Source organism: Saccharomonospora cyanea NA-134 (assembly GCF_000244975.1).
In the GTDB taxonomy this organism is placed as follows: Bacteria; Actinomycetota; Actinomycetes; order Mycobacteriales; family Pseudonocardiaceae; genus Saccharomonospora; species Saccharomonospora cyanea.
This window is the reverse complement of record NZ_CM001440.1, coordinates 4,235,615-4,257,618: the sequence shown is the minus strand read 5'-3', so window position 1 is coordinate 4,257,618 and position 22,004 is coordinate 4,235,615. Positions and strand designations below refer to the sequence as shown.

The following is a 22,004-nucleotide window of genomic DNA, read 5'->3' as shown; positions in this document are numbered from 1 at the left end:
TTCTTTCGTCACCCGTCCACCTGGTAGAGCTCTGGTCGGCCAAACACTGACGAAAGGGTGCGCCATGACGGTGCGGGCTCGGCGGTTCTTCTCGGTCCTGGTGGTATTCATAACAGCGCTCGCGGGAGGGGCCCTCACTGCGGCCGCCACACCCGCAGCCGTCAACTACGTCGCCCTCGGCGACTCCTACTCGTCCGGCGTCGGCGCGAAGGACTACGGCGACTCCGGCAACTGCATGCGAAGCGCCAACGCGTACCCGCAGTTGTGGGCGGACTCCCACGACGTGGCGAGCTTCGAGTTCGTCGCCTGCTCCGGCGCGGTGACGTCCGACGTGATCAACCAGGCGGCGGCGGTCGACTCCAGCACCACGTTCATCACCGTCTCGGTGGGTGGCAACGACGCCGGGTTCGCCGACGTGATGACCGACTGCACGCTCAGCTCGAACAGCGGCTGCGTGTCGCGAGTGGAGGAGGCCAAGGACTTCGCCAGGACGACGTTGCCGGGACGACTGGACAACGTGTACAGCACCCTGAAGAACCGTGCGCCGAACGCGGAGATCGTGGTCCTCGGGTACCCGCGCTTCTACAAGATCGGTGGCTCGTGCAACGTGGGCCTGAGCGACACCAAGCGCGCGGCGATCAACTCCGGCGCGGACACGCTGGCCGAGGTGACCGCCGAGCGCGCCGCGGCGCACGGGTTGACCTTCGTCGACATGCGACCGGCCTTCGAGGGGCACGAGATCTGCGCCGACGGTGAGCGGTGGCTGCACAGCCTCACCTGGCCGGTCGTCGAGTCGTACCACCCCACGGCCAACGGTCAGCGGCTCGGTTACCTCGCGGCGCTGGAGAGCGTGACCGGCTGACGTTCCCACGCCACGGCCGCCGCCCCGCCGGGGCAGGCGGCCGTTCGCGTGTCCGCACCTCTTGTTCGCGTGTCCGCGTGTGGTGAACGAGAGTTCGCGGTTCCGGTACGCCCTCGGTGCGGTCGTCCGCGCGTTGCGGACATGCGTGCACAGGCTGTGGACACGGCTCTGGACATGGTGGTTAGTCGACGCTAACATCTCCGCTGTGGTGTTAACGGGTGCTAACTTGGTGGTGTGATGGACACTCCTGCTCTCGCCAGTGCTGTCGACACTCGTGGTGAGTCCTACGCCCGCAACGTCGCCCACCACGAGGAGCTGGTGGCCGACCTGCGCGAGCGGTTGAGAGTGGTACGTCAGGGCGGCCCGGAGAAGGCGCGGGTGAAGCACGTGGAGCGCGGCAAGTTGCTGCCGCGCGACCGGGTCGACGCGCTGCTCGACCCCGGTTCACCGCTGCTGGAGCTGTCGCCGCTGGCGGCGAACGGCCTCTACGACGACGAGGCGCCCAGCGCGGGCATCATCACGGGCGTCGGCCGAGTGTCCGGCCGCGAGTGCGTCATCGTCGCCAACGACGCCACCGTCAAGGGCGGCACCTACTACCCCATGACGGTGAAGAAGCATCTGCGCGCGCAGGAGGTGGCGCTGCACAACAACCTGCCGTGCCTGTACCTGGTCGACTCGGGCGGTGCCTTCCTGCCGCGTCAGGACGAGGTCTTCCCCGACCGCGAGCACTTCGGTCGCATCTTCTACAACCAGGCGACGATGTCGGCGCGGGGCATCCCGCAGATCGCCGCCGTGCTCGGCTCGTGCACGGCGGGGGGCGCGTACGTTCCCGCGATGAGCGACGAGGCCGTGATCGTCCGCAACCAGGGAACGATCTTCCTCGGCGGCCCGCCCCTGGTGAAGGCCGCCACGGGCGAGGTCGTCTCGGCCGAGGAACTGGGCGGCGGCGACGTGCACGCGCGCTCGTCCGGAGTCACCGACCATCTCGCGGCCGACGACGCCGACGCACTGCGCATCGTGCGCTCCATCGTCGCCACGCTCGGCCCTCGCGCACCGCGTCCGTGGGACGTCACCCCCACCGAGGATCCGGCCGTCGACCCGGAGGAGCTCTACGGCGTGGTGCCCGCCGACCCGCGCACGCCCTACGACGTGCGCGAGGTCATCGCCCGTGTCGTCGACGGCAGCCGGTTCGCCGAGTTCAAGAAGGAGTACGGCGCCACGCTCGTCACCGGATTCGCGCGCATCCACGGGCACCCGGTGGGCATCATCGCCAACAACGGCGTGCTGTTCTCGGAGTCGGCGATGAAGGGCGCGCACTTCATCGAACTCTGCGACCGCCGCTCGGTGCCGTTGGTCTTCCTCCAGAACATCACCGGGTTCATGGTGGGCCGGGACTACGAGGCGGGCGGCATCGCCAAGCACGGCGCCAAGATGGTCACCGCCGTGGCGTGCGCGAGGGTCCCGAAGTTCACCGTGATCATCGGCGGGTCGTTCGGTGCGGGGAACTACTCGATGTGCGGGCGGGCGTACTCGCCGCGGTTCCTCTGGATGTGGCCGAACGCGCGGATCTCGGTGATGGGCGGCGAGCAGGCCGCCTCCGTGCTGGCGACCGTGCGCAGGGACGGGTTGGAAGCGCGTGGCCAGGAGTGGTCGGCCGAGGACGAGGAAGCGTTCAAGGACCCCATCCGTGAGCAGTACGAACGGCAGGGCAACCCGTACTACTCGACGGCCCGGCTGTGGGACGACGGCGTGATCGACCCGAAGGACACGCGCACGGTGTTGGGACTGGCGTTGTCGGCCGCCGCCAACGCACCACTGGAACCGGTGAACTACGGCGTCTTCAGGATGTGATGGGCATGTTCGACACCGTGTTGGTCGCCAACCGGGGCGAGATCGCCGTGCGGGTCATCGCGACACTGCGGCGGCTGGGCATCCGGTCGGTGGCCGTCTACAGCGACGCCGACGCCGACGCCAGGCACGTCGCCGAGGCAGACGTCGCGCGCCGGGTCGGCCCCGCCGACGCGGCCCGCAGCTATCTGTCCGTTCCGGACATAGTGGCCGCCGCGGTCGAGACGGGGGCGCAGGCGGTGCATCCCGGCTACGGCTTCCTCTCCGAGAACGCGGCGTTCGCCAAGGCGTGCGAGGACGCGGGCATCGTGTTCGTCGGGCCGCCCGTGGCGGCGATCGACGCGATGGGTGACAAGATCCGCGCGAAGGAGACGGTCTCGGCGGCCGGGGTCCCCGTCGTGCCCGGAGCGAACGACGTGTCCGACGTGGATTCGGTCGCGGCCGCGGCCGAGCGGGTCGGTTATCCGGTGCTGTTGAAGCCCTCCGCCGGTGGCGGTGGCAAGGGCATGCGACTCGTGCGTGAGCCCGCCGAGCTGCCCGCGGCCGTGGAGTCGGCGCAGCGGGAGGCGCGAGGCGCCTTCGGTGACGACCGCCTGCTGGTGGAGCGGTTCGTCGCCGACCCGAGGCACATCGAGATCCAGGTGCTCGCCGACCGCCACGGCACGGTGGTCCACCTGGGCGAGCGGGAGTGCAGTCTGCAGCGACGGCACCAGAAGATCGTGGAGGAGGCTCCGTCGACGCTGCTCGACGCCGACACCCGAGCCCGGATGGGCAAGGCGGCGGTCGAGGCGGCGCGTTCGGTGGGTTACGTCGGCGCGGGCACGGTCGAGTTCATCGTGTCGTCGTCGGCGCCCGACGAGTTCTTCTTCCTGGAGATGAACACCCGGCTCCAGGTCGAACACCCCGTGACCGAACTGGTGACCGGGCTCGACCTGGTGGAGTGGCAACTGCGCGTCGCGGCGGGCGAACCGCTGACGTTCACGCAGGACGACGTGCGGCTCGACGGGCACGCCGTGGAGGCCCGCGTCTACGCCGAGGATCCGGCGCGTGACTTCGTGCCCACCGGGGGCACCGTGCTCGGTCTGCACGAGGCGTCCGGGCCGCACGTACGGGTGGACTCGGGACTGCGGCAGGGCACCGCCGTGGCGTCGCACTACGACCCCATGCTGGCGAAGGTGATCGCGTGGGGCCCTGACCGGACGTCGGCCCTGCACCGGCTCGATCGTGCTCTGGCCGACACCGCGGTGCTGGGTGTGCCGACGAACGTGCCGTTCCTGCGCACCCTGCTGCGCCACCCCGACGTCGTGGCGGGCCGGCTCGACACGGGCCTGGTGGAGCGGGAACTGTCCGTGCTCACCGCCGATCCGGACCCCGTGGAGTTCTTCGTCGCGGCGGCGCTCGACCGGGTGCTGTCGTTGTGGCCGACGGGCCCGGTGATCGACCCGTGGGACGTCCCGAGCGGGTGGCGGCTCGGCGGGAACGCCGGGGTGACCATGCGCCTGCGGGTGGGTGCCGCCGAAGCCCTCGTGCGCGTCGAAGGCCTGCCCGCGCAGGCCCGCGTGGTGGTGGACGGCGCCGAGGCGGTGTCCGCCTCGGCCGCCCGCGAGGGTGCAGACCTCGTCGTGCGGGTGGCGGGTGAGTACCGCCGGTACCGCCGCGCCGAGGCCTGCGACGGAGCCGTGTGGTACGCGCGGGAGGGCCGGGTCGTCGCGGTGAGCGAGCGACCGAACCTGCTCGCCTCACACGCCGAGTCGGTGGCCGCCGGGCCGGTCACGAGTCCCATGCCGGGCACGGTGCTCGTCGTCAAGGTCGAACCCGGCGACACGGTGAAGGCGGGAACGCCGCTGCTGGTCGTCGAGGCGATGAAGATGGAACACACGATCACGGCGCCCGTCGACGGGGTCGTGAGTCAGCTCGACGTCCGGGCGGGTCAACAGGTCGCGCTCGACGAACCCCTTGCTCTGGTTACCCCGGAAGAAGGCGAATCATGATCGATTACAGGTTGGACGAGGAGTACGAGGACCTTCGCACCACGGTGCGCGACTTCGCCACGTCCGAGGTGGCCCCGGTGATCGGGGAGTTCTACGAGCGCGAGCGGTTCCCGTACGACATCGTCAGGCGGATGGGGGAGATGGGGCTGTTCGGCCTGCCGTTCCCCGAGTCCTACGGCGGCATGGGCGGCGACTACTTCGCGCTGTGCCTCACGCTGGAGGAACTGGCGAGGGTCGACTCGTCGGTCGCGATCACCCTGGAGGCCGGGGTCTCGCTCGGTGCGATGCCTCTCTACCGGTTCGGCACCGAGGAGCAGAAGCAGCGTTGGCTGCCCGACCTGTGCGCGGGCCGGGCGCTCGGCGCCTTCGGGCTCACGGAGCCGGGCGGTGGCTCGGACGCGTCGGCCACCCGGACCACGGCCAAGCTCGACGACGGGGAATGGGTGATCAACGGCAGCAAGTCCTTCATCACCAACTCCGGCACCGACATCACCAGCCTGGTCACGGCGACGGCGGTCACCGGGGAGAGGCCGGACGGGCGCAAGGAGATCTCCGCGATCATCGTGCCGTCGGGTACGCCGGGCTTCACCGTCCAGCCGCAGTACTCGAAGGTCGGCTGGAACGCGTCCGACACGCACGGGTTGACCTTCGACGACTGCCGGGTGCCCGAGGAGAACCTGCTCGGTGAGCGGGGCCGAGGGTACGCGCAGTTCCTGTCCATCCTGGACGAAGGACGGGTCGCGATCGCCGCGCTGTCGGTGGGGCTCGCGCAGGGATGTGTGGACGAGTGCCTGCGCTACGTCAAGGAACGCGAGGCGTTCGGCAGCAAGATCGGTGAGTACCAGGCGATCCAGTTCAAGATCGCCGACATGGAGTTGCGCGCCCACACGGCTCGTCTGGCGTACTACCAGGCGGCGGCCAAGATGCTGCGTGGCGAGCGGTTCAAGAAGGAGGCGGCCATCGCGAAGCTCGCGGCCTCCAACGCCGCGATGGACAACGCCCGCGACGCCACGCAGATCTTCGGCGGGTACGGCTTCATGAACGAGTACCCGGTGGGCCGCTTCTACCGCGACGCCAAGATCCTGGAGGTCGGCGAGGGCACGAGCGAGGTCCAGCGCATGCTGATCGCGCGGGAACTGGGCGTGGTGAGCTGACGGCGGGACGAACATCGTGTCCGCAGCCTGTGCACGCGTGTCCGCACTTCCTGTACGCCCACTCGTACGAGAAGTGCGGACACGGCACGGTTGGGCCGTATCCGCCGGAGCTTGGGGGTCAGTGGTCCGCTCTTCCTCTGAGCGGTTGCCTCACGAGCCTGCGGAACAGGAACTCGGCGGCGTAGTGGCGGGCGGCCACGCGGTAGGTGAGATAGAGCAGCAAGGCGGCTGCCGCGAGGCCGGTCGTGAGCGCGGCAGCCCACCCCCAGCCCTGAAGCAGGTAAACGAGGTACCACGTGCTGGTGGAGAAGACCGTCGCCAGTGTGACGAGCACTCGGAGGGCGGTGGGATACGTTCGCGCGACGCCCAGGTACAGCAGCACGGTGATCAGCGGGTTGACCTGAGTGGCGAGCACCAGGTTCAGCCCGTGTGCTCGGAGCCGTTCGGCGCGGCCGAGCTGCCGCCAGCGGGTCACCTCGCGCAGATCCCGCGAGGTGACGATCAGTGAAGTCGCCACCGCCAGTACGGTGGTGCCCCAGAACACCACGTTCCACGCCGACGGGATCGGTTCGTCGGCCACGAGTACGCCGGCGATGTTCAGGCTTCCTCCCCAGAGGAGCCACAGTATCGAGACGCTCCAGTACGACGCCGTACCGAAGAACGGCCGCAGCGCCCCCACCGAGTCCCCGGCGAACCGGAGTACGTCGGACAGCGGCTGGTCACAGGGCATCCGAAGGAGCTGCTGCCGCATGTCGTGGGGTAGGGCTCGGAACAGTCTGAGGGCGGTCCTACCGCCTCCGACCAACCGGGCGATCCGGTCTCCCGCGGTGTCGGGATCGTCGGTGCCGAGAAGTTCCGAGAGGCGGGCCCTGCCTCTGCCCGATTCCCAGTCGTGCTTGGGAACGATGTGCTGGAGCAACACGGGGACCACGATCCGGCTGTCAGGACGAAGCTCGACGGCAGGGTCAAGGGTGGATATTGTCATCGACATGTCGAGATGGTGGGTCACCTGCTCGACCATCGCCGCGAACGACAGGCTGTCCGCATCGACGGCCGCGTGGCGGCTCATCGCGAAAAGGTTGTGGACGAACGGATGCCTCCAGGACTCGGGTGGTTCGACATCGCGGACCGTCCGGCGCAGAGCGACCTCGATCGACGGCTCGCGCAGCAGGTCGGCAAGGTACCAGGCGGCGTGACACCGTGCGGTGAAATCCACCGAGTTGAGCAGGACGTCGGCGAGTGCTCCCGCCGCGCGAGGGGTGCCGATGTGAAACAGCACCTCGGTCGCGCCTGCCAGGTGGAAGCTGCCGGCTGATTCGACCTGTCCTTCGCCGTAGTACTGGTCGAGCACCCCGGACCCGTCGACCGCCAAGCGCCGCAGGATGGGCACCACATCGTCCCCCTCGGCGGCCAGCAACCGGACGACGTGCGTGGGCTGTGCCTTGACGTATTCCTCGCCGTTGTCGTCGTAGACGAGGTGGTCATAGTCGAACAGCTCGTGCAGGGCCGACGGGTTGCGGCTGCGTACCAGGGCACGGCGCAGCACCGCGAGCTTCCTCGATGCCGGGTCGGGCGGCTTGTGCAGTACGAAACGCAGACCGTGGGCCAGTTCCCAACTGAACGGGCGGTGATCGGCCAGGGCGTTCGCGACAGCCCTGACGGCACGTTCCTCGGACACGGCGTCACCGGGGTCGACCGGGGCGAGTTTCCTCCACGGAAGAGCCGGATATCCGCGCAACTCCCATCGGATATGGTCGACCAGGGTCCGGGGCAGCTCGCTGTCGACCGTGTGGGACTCGACGACGCAGTCCAGCGCCAGCAGTGCGTCGTCGCGGGCGATCTCGGAGACGAAGGACGCCGTGTCCTCATCTTGCAGACCGCACCAGAACCGCACGGTCTCCGCCCACGTCTGCGGGTCCGCGCGGTAGTGCCGGAGCAGGTCGTCCGGCTTGTCGCGCAGCGCCTCGGCCGCCAGGTACTCGGGTAGGGACACGTGCGGGAAGCTGATGAACTGCCCGTCAGGGCTGTGGTGCAGCAGACCCGTCCGCTGCACCACCTCCGTGAGCAGGTCGGCGGCCTCGCCGGGGTCCAGATGATGCAGGCGGAGTACCTCGGCGGCGAGATCCCGCGCACGGAGGGTCGACATCCGCGAGGTTTCCGCGCCGCCGCGAGACGCCAGCGCGAGTGCCCTCAACAGCCCACGTTTCTCCAGCGGCGCGAACCGCTCCACCGGGCCCACGGTCTGCGGTCGCCGGGCGAGCACCCGTGTGATCAGTGCGTGGTAGACGTCGGTCCGCCGAAGCTGCCGGGGGAGTCCACCGCCGGGGCCGGAGTCGTCGTCAAGGCCGAGGTCGTGATCGTCGTCCGGAGCCTCGACCGCGCCGGGGACGGCCGCCAGGTTCGCCACCATGCCGGCGAGCACGGGAGTTCTCAGCACCTCGGCTAACCGGGGATGCCTCAGCAGCAGCGCACGGACCCGCTCCGTAGCTTCCTCACCGAGGGCCTTCGTGTGGTTGTCCAGCAAGCTGCGCAGTTGGGAGCCGCTGATGTCCCGCAGGGTGCACACCCGGGAGAACCCCGGATCGAGTTCACCGGAGAACGCGGCCGAACGGCACGACAACACTACTTTGTTACCCGGATGCCGCTTCGCGAACTCCCGGACGCGGGCCACCAGCTCGGCTCGCCGGTCGGGAACGACCTCGTCGAGGCCGTCCAACAGCAGAAGCGCCCGGCCTTTCCGCAGCGCGTCGAGGAGGAGCCGGTCGCCGGAAACGCCGAACTGCCGTAGCTCCGCCAGCGCATTCGTCTCAAGTGGCTGGTCCGGGGCCACGTCCCGCAACTCCAGCAGCACCGGAACGCGATTCATCGGCCGCCTGCTCACGTGGTGCAGAAGCACGTACCGCAGCAGCAGGGTCTTGCCGGCACCCGGTGCGCCCAAGAGCAGGACGTTGGGACCGTCGTCTCCGACGACGTCCACGGCGTCGCGTGGGGTGCCGTCGCGGCCGGTGACCGTGGGCGGAACGAAGAGTTCGCCGAGGTCGATGTCGACCGACCACGGCTGCACCACGTGGCCGTATCTCTCGCGCACGGCGGTCCGGTACCGGCGCTTGCGGGACCGCCATGGCGCGAAGTGGCGGAGGTGGTGTCCTGGCGAGGCGCGGTCCTCACCCGCACGAGCGAGAAGTACGGTGGCCACGGCCGAGGCCGGCGCCAGGATGAGCAGAGCGAGCCACGCGAGGGCGTTGGTCATCGATTCGGTGGCGATGTTGACCACGACGCCTGTGGCGATGACCAGCAGGCTGTTGACCAGCGCCCAGGTCCACTCCCGGCCGCCTGCCGGCTTCGGTGGCCGCGGCGGCTGTGACGGCTTCGACGAGCCCTCGGTGCCCGATGTCGCGCCCATGCGCAAACCGTACCGAACCTAGTCTGCAGAGTGTCCGGTTTCGGAGACGTCATTCGCGCCGGCACCGGCTACCACAGCAACGGGATGCCTGTCCCCGACCACGAGGACCCCTGCGCTCACTTCCCGACGGTCCGCCGCGACCCGCACACCGGCCCGCTGCGGACACGCGTGCGAGAAGTGCGGACACGATTCTTGATCTCTAGTTAGCTGGAGGTTGCAGGGTGGTGGCATGACAGGAGCAAGCGCACCACCCGTCGTCGAGTACTCCCCTCCGACGGAGGAGGATCTCGCCGCCATCCGGCAGATCGTCGCCGACACCGAGTCCGCGTACAACACCAACGACGCGGAGCTGATGACGAAGCACTTCGCCCGCAACGCGACGGTGGTCAACGCGATGGGCGTGACACTGTCCGGAGTGGACGCCATCGTGGAGGCCACCCGGCAGGGGCTGGCGGGGTTCCTCCGCGACGAACACGTCCGCTACGACCTGCTCGACGTACTGTTCGTTCGGCCGGACGTGGCGCTGGCCTACAAGGGGGCGCGCGCCACCGACGCCGAGGGCAACCTTCTCGACGCCGAGCACGTCATGAAGGTCCTCTACGTCGTCGTGAAGGAGGACGGCCGCTGGTGGACCGTGGCCCGGCACCACACGCTGGTGCGTTGAGGCATCCTCACGGGACTCCCACCGACCCTGCCGCCGCAGCGGCTCGCCGGAGGGGACGAACTCCTCCGCGGGTTCGGCGGCGGGGCGGCCGCTCAGCGCGTCGGCGGGTTCCCCGGCCGCCCGGTCGATGCGCTGGGTCAGCTCGGCGGCACCCTCGCCGCCTCAAGCCAGTCAGTTCGTTCCTCCGGCATTGGCTGGAACTCGGCAGTGCGGAGCCGTCTTCACCCGAGAACATCGCTTCGGCCGAGCACCGGGGTGGAAGAGCTCTGATATGTGGTCCTGAGTCGATACCCTGGCTTCAGCTTCAACCGAGTCTCATGGGGAGACAGCGATGGGGGATCGGCGATGAACGAGCGACCGTTGACGAAGTGCGGCACCGTAGTCGGAAGCACTTGAACCGCCGTGTCCGTCCGTACTGAGCCCCGGGGGCGCTGGCTCGTTGCTCTCCTCGTGAACGTGCTGCTCGGTTGCGTGGCCGTCGTCCCGATCTGGTTGCTCTGGCACTTCTTGTCGAACTACCCGCTCGCGGCGTTGGGACTCACTCAACGGGAGCCGACCGACAACGACGGAATATCATCCTGGCTGCTCATCCTGGTGCCCGTGCTGACGGTGTTCGTGCTGTCGTGGTTGTGGCTCAACTCGTGGTTACGGCGCAGGACAGGACTGCGCGCTCGTCCTTATTGGACGGTCAGTCTGATGTTGATGGTGCTGCCCACGATCGTTCTCGTGATCCTGTCGAGCGTCTCGTGAGTACCGGGCGTCGCGCAACGCCGAGCGACGCGTGAGTCCGTGTCGTCAGCTGCCTCGTGACTGACGGCGCAGCAGTTCGTCGAACGGCACGAACTCCTCCTCGGGCTCGGCTGCGGCGGGCCGGCCGCTCAGCGCGTCGGCGAGTTCCCCGGCGGCCCGGTCGATGCGCTGCGAGAGTTCCGCGACGCCCTCGCCGCCCCAGTCCTGCGACGCCGCGTACACGCCGGTGGGCATGACGACGGCCCGCAGGTAGGCGAACATCGGCCGCACGGCGTGTTCCAGGGCGAGCGAGTGCCGTGGGGTGCCGCCGGTCGCGGCGATGAGCACGGGCTTGCCCCGCAACGCCGTGTTGTCGAGTACGTCGAAGAACGACTTGAACAGCCCGCTGAAGGACGCCGTGAAGATCGGGGTGACGGCGATCAGGCCGTCGGCCTTGGCCACCAAGTCGAGCTGCGCCGCCAGCGCGGGGGGAGCGAAGCCGGTGACGAAGTTGTCGGCGACGTCGCGCGCGTGGTCCCGCAGCTCCACGACGTGGGGCTCCACGGGGACGCGCCGGGCGACGGCTTCGGTCAGCCGGTCGGCGAGCAGCCGCGTGGACGACGGGTTGGTGAGCCCGGCCGTGACGACGGCGAGGTTGTGTGCGCTCACGGTCACCTCCCGGTCCCGTCGGCGGGGTCCTGCTTCGCCGCCCGCAGGGAGTCGTGGGTGGGCGCGTCGGGCACGCCCGGCGCCCGCAGCGCGGCGAACTCCCTGCGCAGCACGGGCACGATCTCGCCCAGCATGTCGAGTTGTTCGAGCACGGTCTTCAGCGGCAGCCCGGCGTGGTCCATGAGGAACAACTGCCGCTGGTAGTCGCCCGCGTACTCGCGGAAGCTCAGGGTGCGGTCGATGACCTGCTGGGGGCTGCCGACGGTGAGGGGGGTCTGCGTGGAGAAGTCCTCCAGCGACGGACCTCCACCGTAGACGGGGGCGTGGTCGAAGTACGGGCGGAACTCGCGAACGGCGTCCTGGGAGTTCTTCCGCATGAACACCTGCCCGCCGAGGCCCACGATCGCCTGGTGCGGCTCACCGTGGCCGTAGTGCGCGTACCGCTCGCGGTAGAGCTCGACCATCCGCTTGGTGTGTTCGGCGGGCCAGAAGATGTTGTTGTGGAAGAAGCCGTCGCCGTAGTAGGCGGCCTGCTCCGCGATCTGGGGACTGCGGATGGAGCCGTGCCACACGAACGGCGGCACGCCGTCGAGCGGCCGCGGGGTGGATGTGAAGCCCTGCAACGGCGTGCGGAACCGGCCCTGCCAGTCGACGACGTCCTTGCGCCACAGCTCGTGCAGCAGCGCGTAGTTCTCCACTGCCAGCGGGATGCCCTGGCGGATGTCCTGACCGAACCACGGGTACACGGGCGGCGTGTTGCCGCGGCCCATCATGACGTCCACGCGGCCGTCGGCCAGGTGCTGCAACATCGCGAAGTCCTCGGCGATCTTCACCGGGTCGTTGGTGGTGATCAGCGTCGTCGAGGTGGACAGGATCAGCCGCTCGGTGCGTGCGGCGATGTAGCCGAGCATGGTCGTGGGCGACGAGGGCACGAAGGGCGGGTTGTGGTGCTCGCCGGTGGCGAAGACGTCGAGGCCGACCTCCTCGGCCTTGAGCGCGATGCGCACCATCGCCTTGATGCGTTCGTGCTCGGTGGGCGTCCGGCCCGTGGTCGGGTCGGTCGTCACGTCGCCGACGGTGAAGATGCCGAACTGCATGATGTCACCACGCTCGCAGGAGTAGTTGTGCGTTCAACTAAGCACTGTAACGCGGACCCTCGGAGAGGTATTCCGCCACCCGGCCCGGCCAATCGTCGGACCACTGCCCTGCTCGAACCGGCGTGGCTGCCTGGTGCACGGGGGCGACGCCGCCCGGTCGAATTCCGTGGAGCAGGGGAAGTCATCTCGCTAGCATGCGGCCGTGACGTGCGCACCCGCCCCCGAGTTCGACGACTGTGTCGTCATCAGTCCGGTCGGAAGCAGCCTGGCGGTCAGTTTGTGGAACTCGAGGGAATCCCCGGCGCACGAGACGATCACGGCTTTCTGCGCACAGCTCACCGGCCCCGGAAGTCGAGCTGAAGCCCATGAGATCTGGGACATGAACGCGCACGGTGGCGAAGGGTTCGCCACCTTCGTGGCGGGGCTGGTGAAGGACTTCAGGGGTTGGCAGGGCGTGCGGACGTGGCGGTCGTTCACCGAGGACCTGACGGTGGACGCCGTGCACACCACGGGCGGTCATGTGGACCTGACGTGGACGCTGTCGAACAACGTCCACGTGCTCGACACGCGGTGGAGCGCCTCTGTCGTGATCACCGTGGATGCCGGAGAGGAGCTGGGCCGCCTCGCGGCGGACCTCGACGAGTTCCTGACCCCGGAACGGACCTAGGTCGTGTTTCACCAGTCCCGCGTACCGGCTGTGCGGCGATCCGCGGCGTTGTCGTCATCCACGCCACACCCCGCTCGCTCGGAGAGGACCTATGGAACACGACCTAGCCGCCTGCTGTGCGGGCCCGGCGACCCGTCGTCCGGTCAGCCCAGCGGATGACGCCGGTAGTGGGACAGCGGGGTGTCGAACCCGAGTCCGTTCTCGTCCAGCGCGTTGTAGACACCGACCCTCGTCCCACCGAGGAGGAAGCCGAGTTCGAGCGCGCCGTTCGCGACGTCGTCCCCCTGGTACTCGAGGAGCTCGACGGCGTCGAGCAGCCTTCCGGCGAGTGCTGCCAGGGCCGGGATGGCGTCGGAGCGCCACCGTAGGCGCGGCTGGAAGTCGTCGAAGCACACCCAGAACGGGTGCCGACCGGTGTCGATCGAGTTCCACGTGACCGACACCTCGTCCAGCTCGGTGTGGTTGATCTCCACCTGTTCGCCGTCGAAGTCGAACACGACGGGACAGTCGGCGAACCACTCGTCGCAGGAGAGATCCCACACGATCCAGGAGCTGGTGAGCCGACGTCCCACAAGAGCTGCGAGGCGATCACCGTGCGCGTCGAGGACGGCTTCCGGTGTCCGCAGCCACCGCGGCCGGTAGCCCTCGATGCCGAATTCGTGCATGGCGATCATGCTGTCGCAGCGGGTATCCGGCGTCCACCAACCCGATTCCCGGACCGCCACATCTCCTCCGGTGCCTGTTCGGTGGCGTGGGGAAGTTCGGCCAGCCGAGGTGGGTGCTCGTAGCCCTCTGGCGGGACCGACGCGCACGTCCGCTCCGACCGCGTTATAACAGCGGGAGAGTGTGGGAAGGAAGGTGTGACGTGGCCGTCCCCGGTGGGCTCGTGGACGGGCCTATCTACCTCGACTACAACGCCACCACCCCGGTCGATCCGGCCGTCACCGACGCCGTGCTGCCTTACCTGTCCGGTGCGTTCGGCAACCCGTCCAGCGATCACCACTATGGCAGCGAACCGCGTGCGGCATTGGACCGCGCGCGGGCTCAGGTGGCCGCTCTGATCGGGGCTTCGAGCGAGCGAATCGTGTTCACCGGCTCGGGGTCCGAGGCGAACGCACTCGCGGTGCACGGCGTCACCCTGGCCGCTGGGACCGACCGCCCGCACGTGATCACCCAGTGCACCGAGCATCCCGCTGTGCTGGAGTCGTGCCGGGCGTTGCGGAGCCGACACGGCGTCGACGTCACCTACCTGCCGGTGTGCGGGGACGGGATGGTCGACCCGGCTGGGTTGGCTGCCGCGTTCACCCCGCGCACCGTGTTGGTGTCCGTCATGGCGGCGAACAACGAGACGGGCGCGTTGCAGCCGATCACCGAACTGGCCCGAATCACCCACGAGCACGATGCGGTGTTCCACTGCGACGCCGCTCAGGCGGTGGGGAAGCTCCCGATCGAGGTGACAGCCCTCGGTGTGGACCTGCTGACCGTGGTCGGACACAAGATGTACGCACCGAAGGGCGTGGGCGCCCTGTACGTGCGGCCTGGTGTGCGGCTGGAGCCGTTGGTACGTGGGGGAGGGCAGGAGCGGGGACTGCGAGCGGGGACCGAGAACGTGGCCTTCGCCGTGGCACTCGGGACCGCTGCGCGGCTTGCCGCGGACGACCTCGCAACCGGTGCCCCCGACCGCGTCCGCGTGCTGCGCGACCGGCTCCACGAACGGCTCCGCGCGGAACTGGGGGAGCGGGTGATGCTCAACGGACCGCTGGAATCGCGGCTGCCGAACACACTCAACGTCAGCATCGACGGTGTGCGAGGACAGGAGTTGCTCGCCGGAATCCCGGAGCTGGCGGCGTCGACCGGTTCGGCCTGCCACAGTGGCCGGCACAGTCCGTCTCCGGTACTGACCGCGATGGGCCTGCCCGCCGAGCGGAGCCTGTCGGCGTTGAGGTTGTCGCTGGGCCGGTGGAGCACAGGGGAGGAGGTCGACCGTGCGGCCGAGCTGATCATCTCGGCGACAGCCACCCCGGGCCACGGCGGGCGTCGCCGCGAGATCCCCCGGGCTTGAGGAGTGCGTCGGCTTCGTCGTCGGTCAGGTGGGGGGCAGTGGCATGGTGAGATGGTGTCAGGTCCGACGCCGCAACACGTGCCTCCGGCTGGGTTGGTCGAGGTTGTCACGACGAGCCGGGGAACACCGCGGCGGCGCTCCCCGGCCCATGCCGTCAGCTGCGCACCGGTTCGGGCTGCGGCAGCGGGGTGACGACGAACTCGGCCTCGCGGTGCCGGTTGGGCATCGCGAGCAGCGTCCACAGCGCCGCGACGGCCGACAGAACGGCGGCGGCGACCATCGCCGAGGACAGTCCGCTCATCCAGGCGTCCGTGGTCGTGGCGACGAAGGCCTCCGCCGCAGCTGGGCCCGCCTGGGCCTCGACGGCCGGGGCGACGCCGTGTACGGCGGCGGCGAAGCTGCTCTCCGTGGCTGCCGCGGCCTCCGGCGGCAGGGTGGCGGTGAGGTCGGAGACCCCGCTTTCGTAGCCGCTGGCGATCAGTGTGCCGAGCACGGCGATGCCGATGGCCGCGCCCAGCTCGCGCACCGTGTCGTTCATCGCCGAGCCCATGCCCGAGCGATTCTTCGGGACGGCCGCGATGATCAGGTTCGTGGCGGGTGGCATCACGAACACCATGCCGATCACCACGATGACGAGAGACCCGAAGACCTGCCAGTAGCCGCTGTCCGCCGTCCACAGGCTGCAGACGTAGAAGCCGCCGGTGATGACCACCAGGCCGCCGCCGACGGTGAGCCGCGAACCGATCCGCTCGGTGACCTTGGGCACGAGTGGGGACAGCAGCAACATCGGGATCATGATGGGCAGGGTCAGCAGCGACGACTTCAGGGTGCCGTAGCCGAGCACGAGCTGGAACAGCTGAGCGAGCAGGTAGAACGCGCCCGCCAGTGCGAAGAACGCGATGAGGCACGCCGTGGACGACACCGAGAACAGCGGGTTGCGGAACAGCGTCAGGTCGAGCATCGGGTGTGCGCAGCGACGTTCCCACCACACGAACAGACCCAGCCCCACGACGGCGGCGACGATTCCCGCAACCACGTCCGTCTCGCCCCAGCCCTTCGTCGGCCCCTCGATGATGGCGTAGACGAGACCGAGGATGCCGACCGTGGAGAGCACCCCGCCGAACCAGTCGATCGGTGTCTGCTTCTCGTCCTTCGACTCGTGGGTGAGGACCTGGTTCGCCACGACGGCAAGGACACCGAACGCCACGCTCATCAGGAAGGCCGAGCGCCAGCTCCAGAACTCCAACAGGAGTCCACTCGCGACGGTGCCGAGGCCCACACCCGCGCCGGCGACACCGGTCCAGACGGCGATGGCGCCCGCACGCTGTCCACTCGGGAACGTGGTGTTGATGATCGACAGTGTGGACGGCATCACGAGCGCCCCACCGAGACCCATGAGGCCGCGCATGACGATCAGTTCGAGGCCGGTGTCGGCCACCACACCCGCGTACAGGCCCGCCGCGGTGAAGACCACCAGGCCTATCTGCAGCAGCAGCTTGCGTCCGTACCGGTCGCTGACGGCTCCGGACGTGAACAGCAGCGCGGCGAACACCAGCGAGTACAGGTCCACGATCCACGTCTGCTCCGTGGTGGTGATCCCGAGGTCGCTGGTCATGCCGGGCAGCGCGAGGTTCATGCTGGAATTGGCCAGCATCACCACGAGCAGGCTCGTGCACATGGCGGCGACGACCACCCAGCGCCGGTGGAACACCGCCGGGTCGATGCCCTCGGCCACCGCTTCGGCCAGGAGTCTGGCGTTTCTGTCTTCCTTGGTTTCTTCCCTGGTCCCGCCAGCGTCGGGAACGCCTGGCGGAATCGTTTCGGACATCGTTCTCCTTTGAGGACACGAGGAACTGACTGCCGCCGCACGGCGCCGGGCGGCGGATGCGTGTGGGCCGGAATCAGGGCTGCGCGGGCCGGATGCCGCCGCGGAGCATGTCGACCACGGAGGCGATGTGGGGCAGCGGGTCACCACCGCGCTGGGCGCAGACGCGAGCCGCGACCCGGAGCGCGGTGGAGGAGCACTCGACGACGAGTTGGCCGTAGACGTCGTCGGCGAGGCCACCGGGTAGCCGCCGCGCGAACTCGGCGTTCAGGTCGCGGATCACGTCCTCCAGTGGGTGCCTGCCGTGGGACTTCCAGTCGTGGGCGAGCACGAGTGTCGGCGCGGCGGCCACCAGGGCCTCGGCCGCGGCGACGAGCGCGAGGTCCGTCTCCGGGGACGTGAGGGTCGCCTCGATGGCGTGTTGCACGACGTCCCAGATCGGCTCGCCGTCGGGTCGGGCGGCCAGCGCGGCGGCGAACCGGGCGGCCGTGGAGTGCAGCGGCCAGGTGAACGCGGCTTCCTTGGTGGGGAAGTAGTTGAAGAACGTCCGTCGCGACACCTCGGCGCGCTCGGCGATGGCGTCGACGGTGACCGTGTCGGGGCCGCCGCCCTCGGTCGCCAGCGAGATCGCGGCGCGGCTGAGAGCGGCGAGGGCGCGTTCGCGTTTGAGTTCGCGCAGGCCACTGCCTGTCGTCATGCGAAAGAGTGTACCGCCGTTTTGCACCATGGTGCAAAGATGCATCGGAGTGCAAGACAGGCGGCCGGAATAGCCACCGCCATGCCGGTCGTTGCGGTTGGTATGCGAGCGATCATCCAGGAGAAGTACGGCGAGCCGGACGTGTTGACACTGGCCGAGCGTCCGGACCCGAAAGTGGCACCGGGTGAGGTGCTCATCCGTGTCAAGGCCGCAGGAGTCAACCCGGTCGACTGGAAAATCGGTGCCGGTTACCTCGACGCGATGATGGAGTCGCAGTTCCCGATCATTCCCGGGTGGGACGTGTCGGGCGTCGTGGAGGCCGTGGGGCTCGACGTGTACGACTACCAGGTCGGTGACGAGGTCATCGGTTACGCGCGCAAGGACTGGGTGGCCAATGGAACGTATGCGGAGCTGGTGGCCGCCAACGTGCGCTTGATCGCGCGCAAACCCGCTGCTCTGGACTGGAACGAGGCGGCGGGACTGCCGCTGGCGGGACTCACCGCGTACCAGATGCTCGACCGCGCGCGTGTCGGCAAGGGGGACACGGTGGTCGTGCACGCCGCCGCGGGTGGTGTGGGTTCCTTCGCCACACAGCTCGCCGTGGCGCGCGGGGCGCGCGTGATCGGTACGGCGTCGGAGCGCAACCACGACTTCCTGCGTGAGCTCGGTGCCGAGCCCGTCACCTATGGCGAGGGGCTGGTGGAGCGCGTGCGCGAACTCGCGCCCAACGGAGTCGACGCCGCCGTGGACTGCGTGGGCGGTGAGTCGGTCGACGCATCCCGGGAGCTGCTGCCGGACCTCTCGCGCCTGGTGTCCGTGGCGGATCCCAGGGCCGAGGAACTCGGTGGCGCGACCATGTGGGTGCGTCCGGACGCCGCCGACCTCACCGAGTTGTCCCGGCTCGCCGACGCGGGCGAGTTGCGCGTGTTCGTCGACCGCGTGCTGCCGTTGGAGCAGGCCGCCGAGGCCTGGCGCCTGAGCCGGGAAGGCCGGACCCGCGGCAAGATCGTCCTGTCGGTGAGCTGATCCCAGCCGCCTTGGGTAAATGAGTTGCTCGGGCCTTCCCACGAAAACCACACTGGTGGCCTTTCGTGGGAAGGCCCGTTATGTCACTCAGCTCCGAGCAGGTCGAGCAGTTCGTCCGCGACGGTTACCTGAAGCTGGAAGGGGCTTTCCCCGCCGACGTCGGCGAACGCTGTGTGCGGGAACTGTGGGAGGCCACGGGCTGCTCCCGCACCGATCCGACGACGTGGACCCAACCCGTCATCCGGCTCGGTGGCTTCTCCACCCCGCCGTTTCGTGAGGCGGCCACGACACCGGCGCTGCACGACATGTTCGACACTCTCGTGGGTCCGGGCCGGTGGCAGCGGCTGGGTGGTCTGGGCACCTTCCCCGTCCGGTTCCCGAGCGAGGTCGACCCGGGCGACACGGGGTGGCACGTCGAGGCCAGCTACGCGGGCCCCCACGGCGAGGGCAGGCTCAACCACCGTTCGCGCGGTCGTGCGCTGCTTCTGCTGTTCCTGTTCTCCGAGGTGGGGCCGGACGACGCGCCCACGCGCATCCGCGTCGGATCTCACCTCGACGTGCCCTCACTTCTCGAACCCGCCGGGGACGAGGGGCGGGAGTGGCTGTCGTTGTGCCGGGACGCTGTGGCGGCGTCCGAACACCGCCCCGTGACCCTGGCGACGGGCACGGTCGGCGATGTCTACGTGTGTCACCCGTTCCTCGTGCACGCGGGCCAACCGCACCGCGGCCGCACGCCACGCTTCATGGCTCAGCCACCGCTCGTCCCGACGGGTGTTCTCGACCCGTATGCGGCCGACCCGAGCCCGGTGGAGCGCGCCATCGCCCTCGCCTCGCGGGACACCGACCGGCGCTGACCGTTCGACCCGACATCGTGCTCGTGTCCCCCGCGGGGTCCGTAATTCGTTGAGTTTTTCCGCGGCGGGACGCGGGCGCATTTCTCCTGTGCTCGTCCGGTACCCGCAGGTGAGCGGGTGTCCAGTTGTTGCCGGAGCGGGTTGGCGGCGTTCCCCGGAGCCCGGCGAATTCGATTTCCGAGCGGGAGGCGGAGGACCTTGCCGGGACGATTCTTTCGCATCCGTGAAAGGTGTCGAAGACGCGTTTCCGAGGCAGTTGGTCCTGAATCCCGAGGACCCGGGTGGTGCATTCTGGTTCACGTGCTCGTGTTGCCGCTTGTGTGGTCGCGATCCCAGCGTCTTCCGGCAACCGAGGTGACCAATCGGTGATTGAGATCACAAAACCCGAAGCGGCTGCCTGTAACACCACTCGAACATGCGTCTCTAGCTGCGAGTTTGCCGACAGATTCCACTGTTCTGGCATGCCGGTTTCAGGTGACGAATCGGGAAAATATGTGATCTGCGTCTCTCATCAATGTGTGGTGCGCGTTACTAAGCGGTTCCAAAGCCTCCGGAATTCAACTAGGGATAATCCCCGCCCGCCTCCTGGAAGGGAGGAGACACAAGCGATAAAGGTCATGGAGAGTTCAGTTGTTTCAGCTGAGTGCAACGACCACCGTTCTCTTGTTGGTCGGGTTCTACGGGTTGACGTATCTCATGACTCGGACGATCAAAGAGAAAAAAGAGAACGTCGACGGATTCATGGTCTCGAACAACGCGGTGGGGTTCGGGATCTCGGCTGCGAGTATGACCGCCACCTGGGTGTGGGCGGCCTCGTTCTACGCCAGCGCCACGTCGGGCTACAACTACGGCCTGTCGGGGCCCATCCACTACGGGCTCTGGGGTGCGCTGATGATCCTCTGTATCTACCCCTTCGGGCGGCGATTCCGCGAGCTGGCACCGCGCGCTCACACCTTGGCCGAGATGATGCGCGCTCGACACGGTAAGTCCAGCCAGCTGATTCTCGCGTTCTCCAACATCGCCGGTAGCGTCATCAGCCTGACGGCGAACTTCACCGCGGCAGGTGCGTTGGTGGAGGTCCTCACGCCGTTCGACTTCATGCACGGTGTGCTGGCGGTGGCGATCGGTGTGCTCGCCTACACGCTGTGGTCGGGGTTCCGTGCCTCGGTGCTCACCGACTTCGCCCAGCTCGTGGCCATGATGCTGGCCGCGGCGATCATCATCCCGATGGTGTTCTTCGCCGCCGGGGGCACGGACGTGATCGACGAAGGAATGCTGAAGATCACGGACGAGCAGGCGAACTTCTTCTCCGGGACCGCGTTCCTGGAGCAGGGTGCTCCGTACCTGGCGGCGGTGCTGGCCTACGCGGTCGGTAACCAGACCATCGCGCAGCGCCTGTTCGCGGTGCGGCAGGACAAGATCAAGGCCACGTTCGTCACGGCCACGCTCGGCTACGCCGGTACCGTGATCGGCCTGGGAATGATCGGTCTGGTCGCGCTGATGGTCGGTCTGCAGCCACTGAACGGCGACATGAACAACATCATCCCGCAGACGGCGTCGGAGTACCTGCCCGCGGTGCTGATCGCTCTGCTGTTCATCATGGTGATCGGTTCGCTGTCGTCCACTGCGGACTCCGACCTCGCGGCGCTGTCGTCGCTGGTGATGACCGACATCTACGGCAGGAACCTGGCCCGCAACAAGGCCAAGCCGGAGACGATGCTCCTGATCGGCCGGTTGACGATGGTCGGTGCCACGGCCCTGGGCGTCATGATCGCCATGACGAAGTTCGACATTCTCGACCTGCTGGTCTTCATGGGCGGTCTGTGGGGCGCGCTGGTGTTCCCCGTCATCGTCAGCTGCTTCTGGGACCGCATCAACAACCTGGCGTTCACCGTGTCCGCGGTCGTCGGCGTGGTGTTCTTCGTCGTGTCCCGGTTCGAGCTGCTGGAGCTGACCGGCGTCGTCGGTGTCGTGATGGAGATCGCCGCGGTGATCGGTGCGGCAGTGGTGTTCGGGCTCATGGCGTTCGGCTTCTTCGGCAAGAACGTCGGTTTCGGTGTCGCCGGGGTCAGCCTTGTCGTCCTCACGCCGTTGGTGCTCGGGTTCCTTCGCGACTATCCGACGCTGCTCGGCGCTTTGGTCGCCTACGGCGCCAGCACGGTGACCTGCGTGCTGATCACCATGCGTAACACCGAGCGGTTCGACTTCGCGCTGCTGAACGAGCGGATCACCGCGTTCCAGGACGAGGAGAAGCGGAGCGCCGAACCCGGCGACGACGCCGTCGCGGCCCGCTGAGGATCGACAGGAGGAAAAGCGGACATGGAAACGTTTCTCATCACGGCCTACATCCTGATGTGGCCTCTGATCACCTTGACCGTCCTCGCCGTGCTCGCACGTGGCGTGGTCAAGGACTATCGCGCGGCACGCAAGAGCGGTAACACGGTCGTCTGACCCCG

18 protein-coding genes are annotated in these 22,004 nt (G+C 68.4%); 12 read left to right on the top strand and 6 right to left on the bottom strand.

What is annotated here, in order from left to right; genetic code table 11:
- The first annotated feature begins 64 nt into the window (after nt 1-64).
- The 4 genes from SACCYDRAFT_RS19850 to SACCYDRAFT_RS19835 all read left to right on the top strand — a co-directional run bounded on the left by SACCYDRAFT_RS19850 (nt 65) and on the right by SACCYDRAFT_RS19835 (nt 5,855).
- Nucleotides 65-862 (top strand): SGNH/GDSL hydrolase family protein, encoded by a 798-nt coding sequence (locus SACCYDRAFT_RS19850; RefSeq protein ID WP_005458898.1) that lies wholly within the window; start codon nt 65-67, stop codon nt 860-862.
- Nucleotides 863-1,099: 237 nt separating this feature from the next.
- Nucleotides 1,100-2,713: a carboxyl transferase domain-containing protein gene (locus SACCYDRAFT_RS19845; protein WP_005458897.1), complete on the top strand. Its 1,614-nt coding sequence runs from the start codon at nt 1,100-1,102 to the stop codon at nt 2,711-2,713.
- Nucleotides 2,714-2,718: 5 nt separating this feature from the next.
- Nucleotides 2,719-4,701 carry an acetyl-CoA carboxylase biotin carboxylase subunit gene (locus SACCYDRAFT_RS19840; RefSeq protein ID WP_005458894.1) on the top strand — a complete coding sequence of 661 codons (1,983 nt, stop codon included), beginning with the start codon at nt 2,719-2,721 and terminating at the stop codon, nt 4,699-4,701.
- Nucleotides 4,698-5,855: an acyl-CoA dehydrogenase family protein gene (locus SACCYDRAFT_RS19835; RefSeq protein WP_005458892.1), complete on the top strand. Its 1,158-nt coding sequence runs from the start codon at nt 4,698-4,700 to the stop codon at nt 5,853-5,855. Before SACCYDRAFT_RS19840 ends, SACCYDRAFT_RS19835 begins: the two co-directional genes overlap by 4 nt.
- Before the next feature lie 118 nt (nt 5,856-5,973).
- Here SACCYDRAFT_RS19835 and SACCYDRAFT_RS19830 read toward each other — a convergent pair whose 3' ends face one another.
- Nucleotides 5,974-9,258, bottom strand: a complete 3,285-nt coding sequence (locus tag SACCYDRAFT_RS19830; protein WP_005458891.1) for an NACHT domain-containing protein — start codon at nt 9,256-9,258, stop codon at nt 5,974-5,976.
- 229 nt (nt 9,259-9,487) lie between these two features.
- Here SACCYDRAFT_RS19830 and SACCYDRAFT_RS19825 point away from each other — a divergent pair, with 229 nt between their 5' ends.
- Entirely contained in the window at nt 9,488-9,922 is a 435-nt protein-coding gene (locus SACCYDRAFT_RS19825) for an SgcJ/EcaC family oxidoreductase (protein ID WP_005458890.1), read from the top strand.
- Nucleotides 9,923-10,372: 450 nt separating this feature from the next.
- Nucleotides 10,373-10,672 (top strand): hypothetical protein, encoded by a 300-nt coding sequence (locus SACCYDRAFT_RS19820; protein WP_005458889.1) that lies wholly within the window; start codon nt 10,373-10,375, stop codon nt 10,670-10,672.
- 45 nt (nt 10,673-10,717) lie between these two features.
- On the opposite strand, the gene SACCYDRAFT_RS19815 is transcribed toward SACCYDRAFT_RS19820, so the two are convergent.
- Together SACCYDRAFT_RS19815 and SACCYDRAFT_RS19810 are read right to left on the bottom strand one after the other, a co-directional pair.
- The gene (locus tag SACCYDRAFT_RS19815) at nt 10,718-11,320 is read right to left on the bottom strand and encodes an FMN reductase (RefSeq protein ID WP_005458888.1); all 603 of its coding nucleotides are present in this window, start codon (nt 11,318-11,320) and stop codon (nt 10,718-10,720) included.
- Between the two features lie 2 nt (nt 11,321-11,322).
- Nucleotides 11,323-12,417 carry an LLM class flavin-dependent oxidoreductase gene (locus SACCYDRAFT_RS19810; protein WP_005458887.1) on the bottom strand — a complete coding sequence of 365 codons (1,095 nt, stop codon included), beginning with the start codon at nt 12,415-12,417 and terminating at the stop codon, nt 11,323-11,325.
- A 202-nt stretch (nt 12,418-12,619) separates the two neighbouring features.
- On the opposite strand from SACCYDRAFT_RS19810, the gene SACCYDRAFT_RS27015 reads away from it, so the two are divergent.
- Nucleotides 12,620-13,084 (top strand): DUF6228 family protein, encoded by a 465-nt coding sequence (locus tag SACCYDRAFT_RS27015; protein ID WP_005458886.1) that lies wholly within the window; start codon nt 12,620-12,622, stop codon nt 13,082-13,084.
- A 143-nt stretch (nt 13,085-13,227) separates the two neighbouring features.
- Here the strand turns inward: SACCYDRAFT_RS27015 and SACCYDRAFT_RS19800 are convergent, their stop codons facing one another.
- Nucleotides 13,228-13,749, bottom strand: coding sequence for a hypothetical protein (locus SACCYDRAFT_RS19800; protein WP_043537423.1), 522 nt, complete (start codon nt 13,747-13,749; stop codon nt 13,228-13,230).
- A gap of 200 nt (nt 13,750-13,949) precedes the next feature.
- Between SACCYDRAFT_RS19800 and SACCYDRAFT_RS19795 the strand changes: the two genes are divergently transcribed.
- Nucleotides 13,950-15,146, top strand: a complete 1,197-nt coding sequence (locus SACCYDRAFT_RS19795) for a cysteine desulfurase family protein (protein WP_005458884.1) — start codon at nt 13,950-13,952, stop codon at nt 15,144-15,146.
- A gap of 154 nt (nt 15,147-15,300) precedes the next feature.
- Here the strand turns inward: SACCYDRAFT_RS19795 and SACCYDRAFT_RS19790 are convergent, their stop codons facing one another.
- Nucleotides 15,301-16,974 carry an MFS transporter gene (locus tag SACCYDRAFT_RS19790; protein ID WP_005458883.1) on the bottom strand — a complete coding sequence of 558 codons (1,674 nt, stop codon included), beginning with the start codon at nt 16,972-16,974 and terminating at the stop codon, nt 15,301-15,303.
- A 73-nt stretch (nt 16,975-17,047) separates the two neighbouring features.
- The gene (locus SACCYDRAFT_RS25560) at nt 17,048-17,668 is read right to left on the bottom strand and encodes a TetR family transcriptional regulator (RefSeq protein WP_052309140.1); all 621 of its coding nucleotides are present in this window, start codon (nt 17,666-17,668) and stop codon (nt 17,048-17,050) included.
- Between the two features lie 102 nt (nt 17,669-17,770).
- Here SACCYDRAFT_RS25560 and SACCYDRAFT_RS19780 point away from each other — a divergent pair, with 102 nt between their 5' ends.
- The 4 genes from SACCYDRAFT_RS19780 to SACCYDRAFT_RS27010 all read left to right on the top strand — a co-directional run bounded on the left by SACCYDRAFT_RS19780 (nt 17,771) and on the right by SACCYDRAFT_RS27010 (nt 21,999).
- Complete coding sequence (locus tag SACCYDRAFT_RS19780; protein WP_043536711.1) at nt 17,771-18,694, top strand: NADP-dependent oxidoreductase; 924 nt, start codon at nt 17,771-17,773, stop codon at nt 18,692-18,694.
- A gap of 80 nt (nt 18,695-18,774) precedes the next feature.
- Complete coding sequence (locus SACCYDRAFT_RS19775; protein ID WP_005458879.1) at nt 18,775-19,548, top strand: phytanoyl-CoA dioxygenase family protein; 774 nt, start codon at nt 18,775-18,777, stop codon at nt 19,546-19,548.
- A 741-nt stretch (nt 19,549-20,289) separates the two neighbouring features.
- Nucleotides 20,290-21,843, top strand: coding sequence for a sodium:solute symporter family transporter (locus SACCYDRAFT_RS19770; protein WP_232283711.1), 1,554 nt, complete (start codon nt 20,290-20,292; stop codon nt 21,841-21,843).
- A 24-nt stretch (nt 21,844-21,867) separates the two neighbouring features.
- On the top strand, nt 21,868-21,999 hold the full coding sequence (locus SACCYDRAFT_RS27010) for a putative transporter small subunit (protein WP_005458875.1): 132 nt from the start codon (nt 21,868-21,870) through the stop codon (nt 21,997-21,999).
- Nucleotides 22,000-22,004 lie beyond the last annotated feature (5 nt).

Coding starts and splice junctions, on each gene's coding strand:
- SACCYDRAFT_RS19835 (WP_005458892.1), top strand. CDS start 4,698: ATGATCGATTACAGGTTGGACGAGGAGTACGAGGACCTTCGCACCACG.
- SACCYDRAFT_RS27010 (WP_005458875.1), top strand. CDS start 21,868: ATGGAAACGTTTCTCATCACGGCCTACATCCTGATGTGGCCTCTGATC.
- SACCYDRAFT_RS19845 (WP_005458897.1), top strand. CDS start 1,100: ATGGACACTCCTGCTCTCGCCAGTGCTGTCGACACTCGTGGTGAGTCC.
- SACCYDRAFT_RS19840 (WP_005458894.1), top strand. CDS start 2,719: ATGTTCGACACCGTGTTGGTCGCCAACCGGGGCGAGATCGCCGTGCGG.
- SACCYDRAFT_RS19825 (WP_005458890.1), top strand. CDS start 9,488: ATGACAGGAGCAAGCGCACCACCCGTCGTCGAGTACTCCCCTCCGACG.
- SACCYDRAFT_RS19790 (WP_005458883.1), bottom strand. CDS start 16,974: ATGTCCGAAACGATTCCGCCAGGCGTTCCCGACGCTGGCGGGACCAGG.
- SACCYDRAFT_RS19810 (WP_005458887.1), bottom strand. CDS start 12,417: ATGCAGTTCGGCATCTTCACCGTCGGCGACGTGACGACCGACCCGACC.
- SACCYDRAFT_RS19830 (WP_005458891.1), bottom strand. CDS start 9,258: ATGGGCGCGACATCGGGCACCGAGGGCTCGTCGAAGCCGTCACAGCCG.
- SACCYDRAFT_RS19850 (WP_005458898.1), top strand. CDS start 65: ATGACGGTGCGGGCTCGGCGGTTCTTCTCGGTCCTGGTGGTATTCATA.
- SACCYDRAFT_RS19800 (WP_043537423.1), bottom strand. CDS start 13,749: ATGCACGAATTCGGCATCGAGGGCTACCGGCCGCGGTGGCTGCGGACA.
- SACCYDRAFT_RS25560 (WP_052309140.1), bottom strand. CDS start 17,668: ATGACGACAGGCAGTGGCCTGCGCGAACTCAAACGCGAACGCGCCCTC.
- SACCYDRAFT_RS19775 (WP_005458879.1), top strand. CDS start 18,775: ATGTCACTCAGCTCCGAGCAGGTCGAGCAGTTCGTCCGCGACGGTTAC.
- SACCYDRAFT_RS19770 (WP_232283711.1), top strand. CDS start 20,290: ATGGTCTCGAACAACGCGGTGGGGTTCGGGATCTCGGCTGCGAGTATG.
- SACCYDRAFT_RS19780 (WP_043536711.1), top strand. CDS start 17,771: ATGCGAGCGATCATCCAGGAGAAGTACGGCGAGCCGGACGTGTTGACA.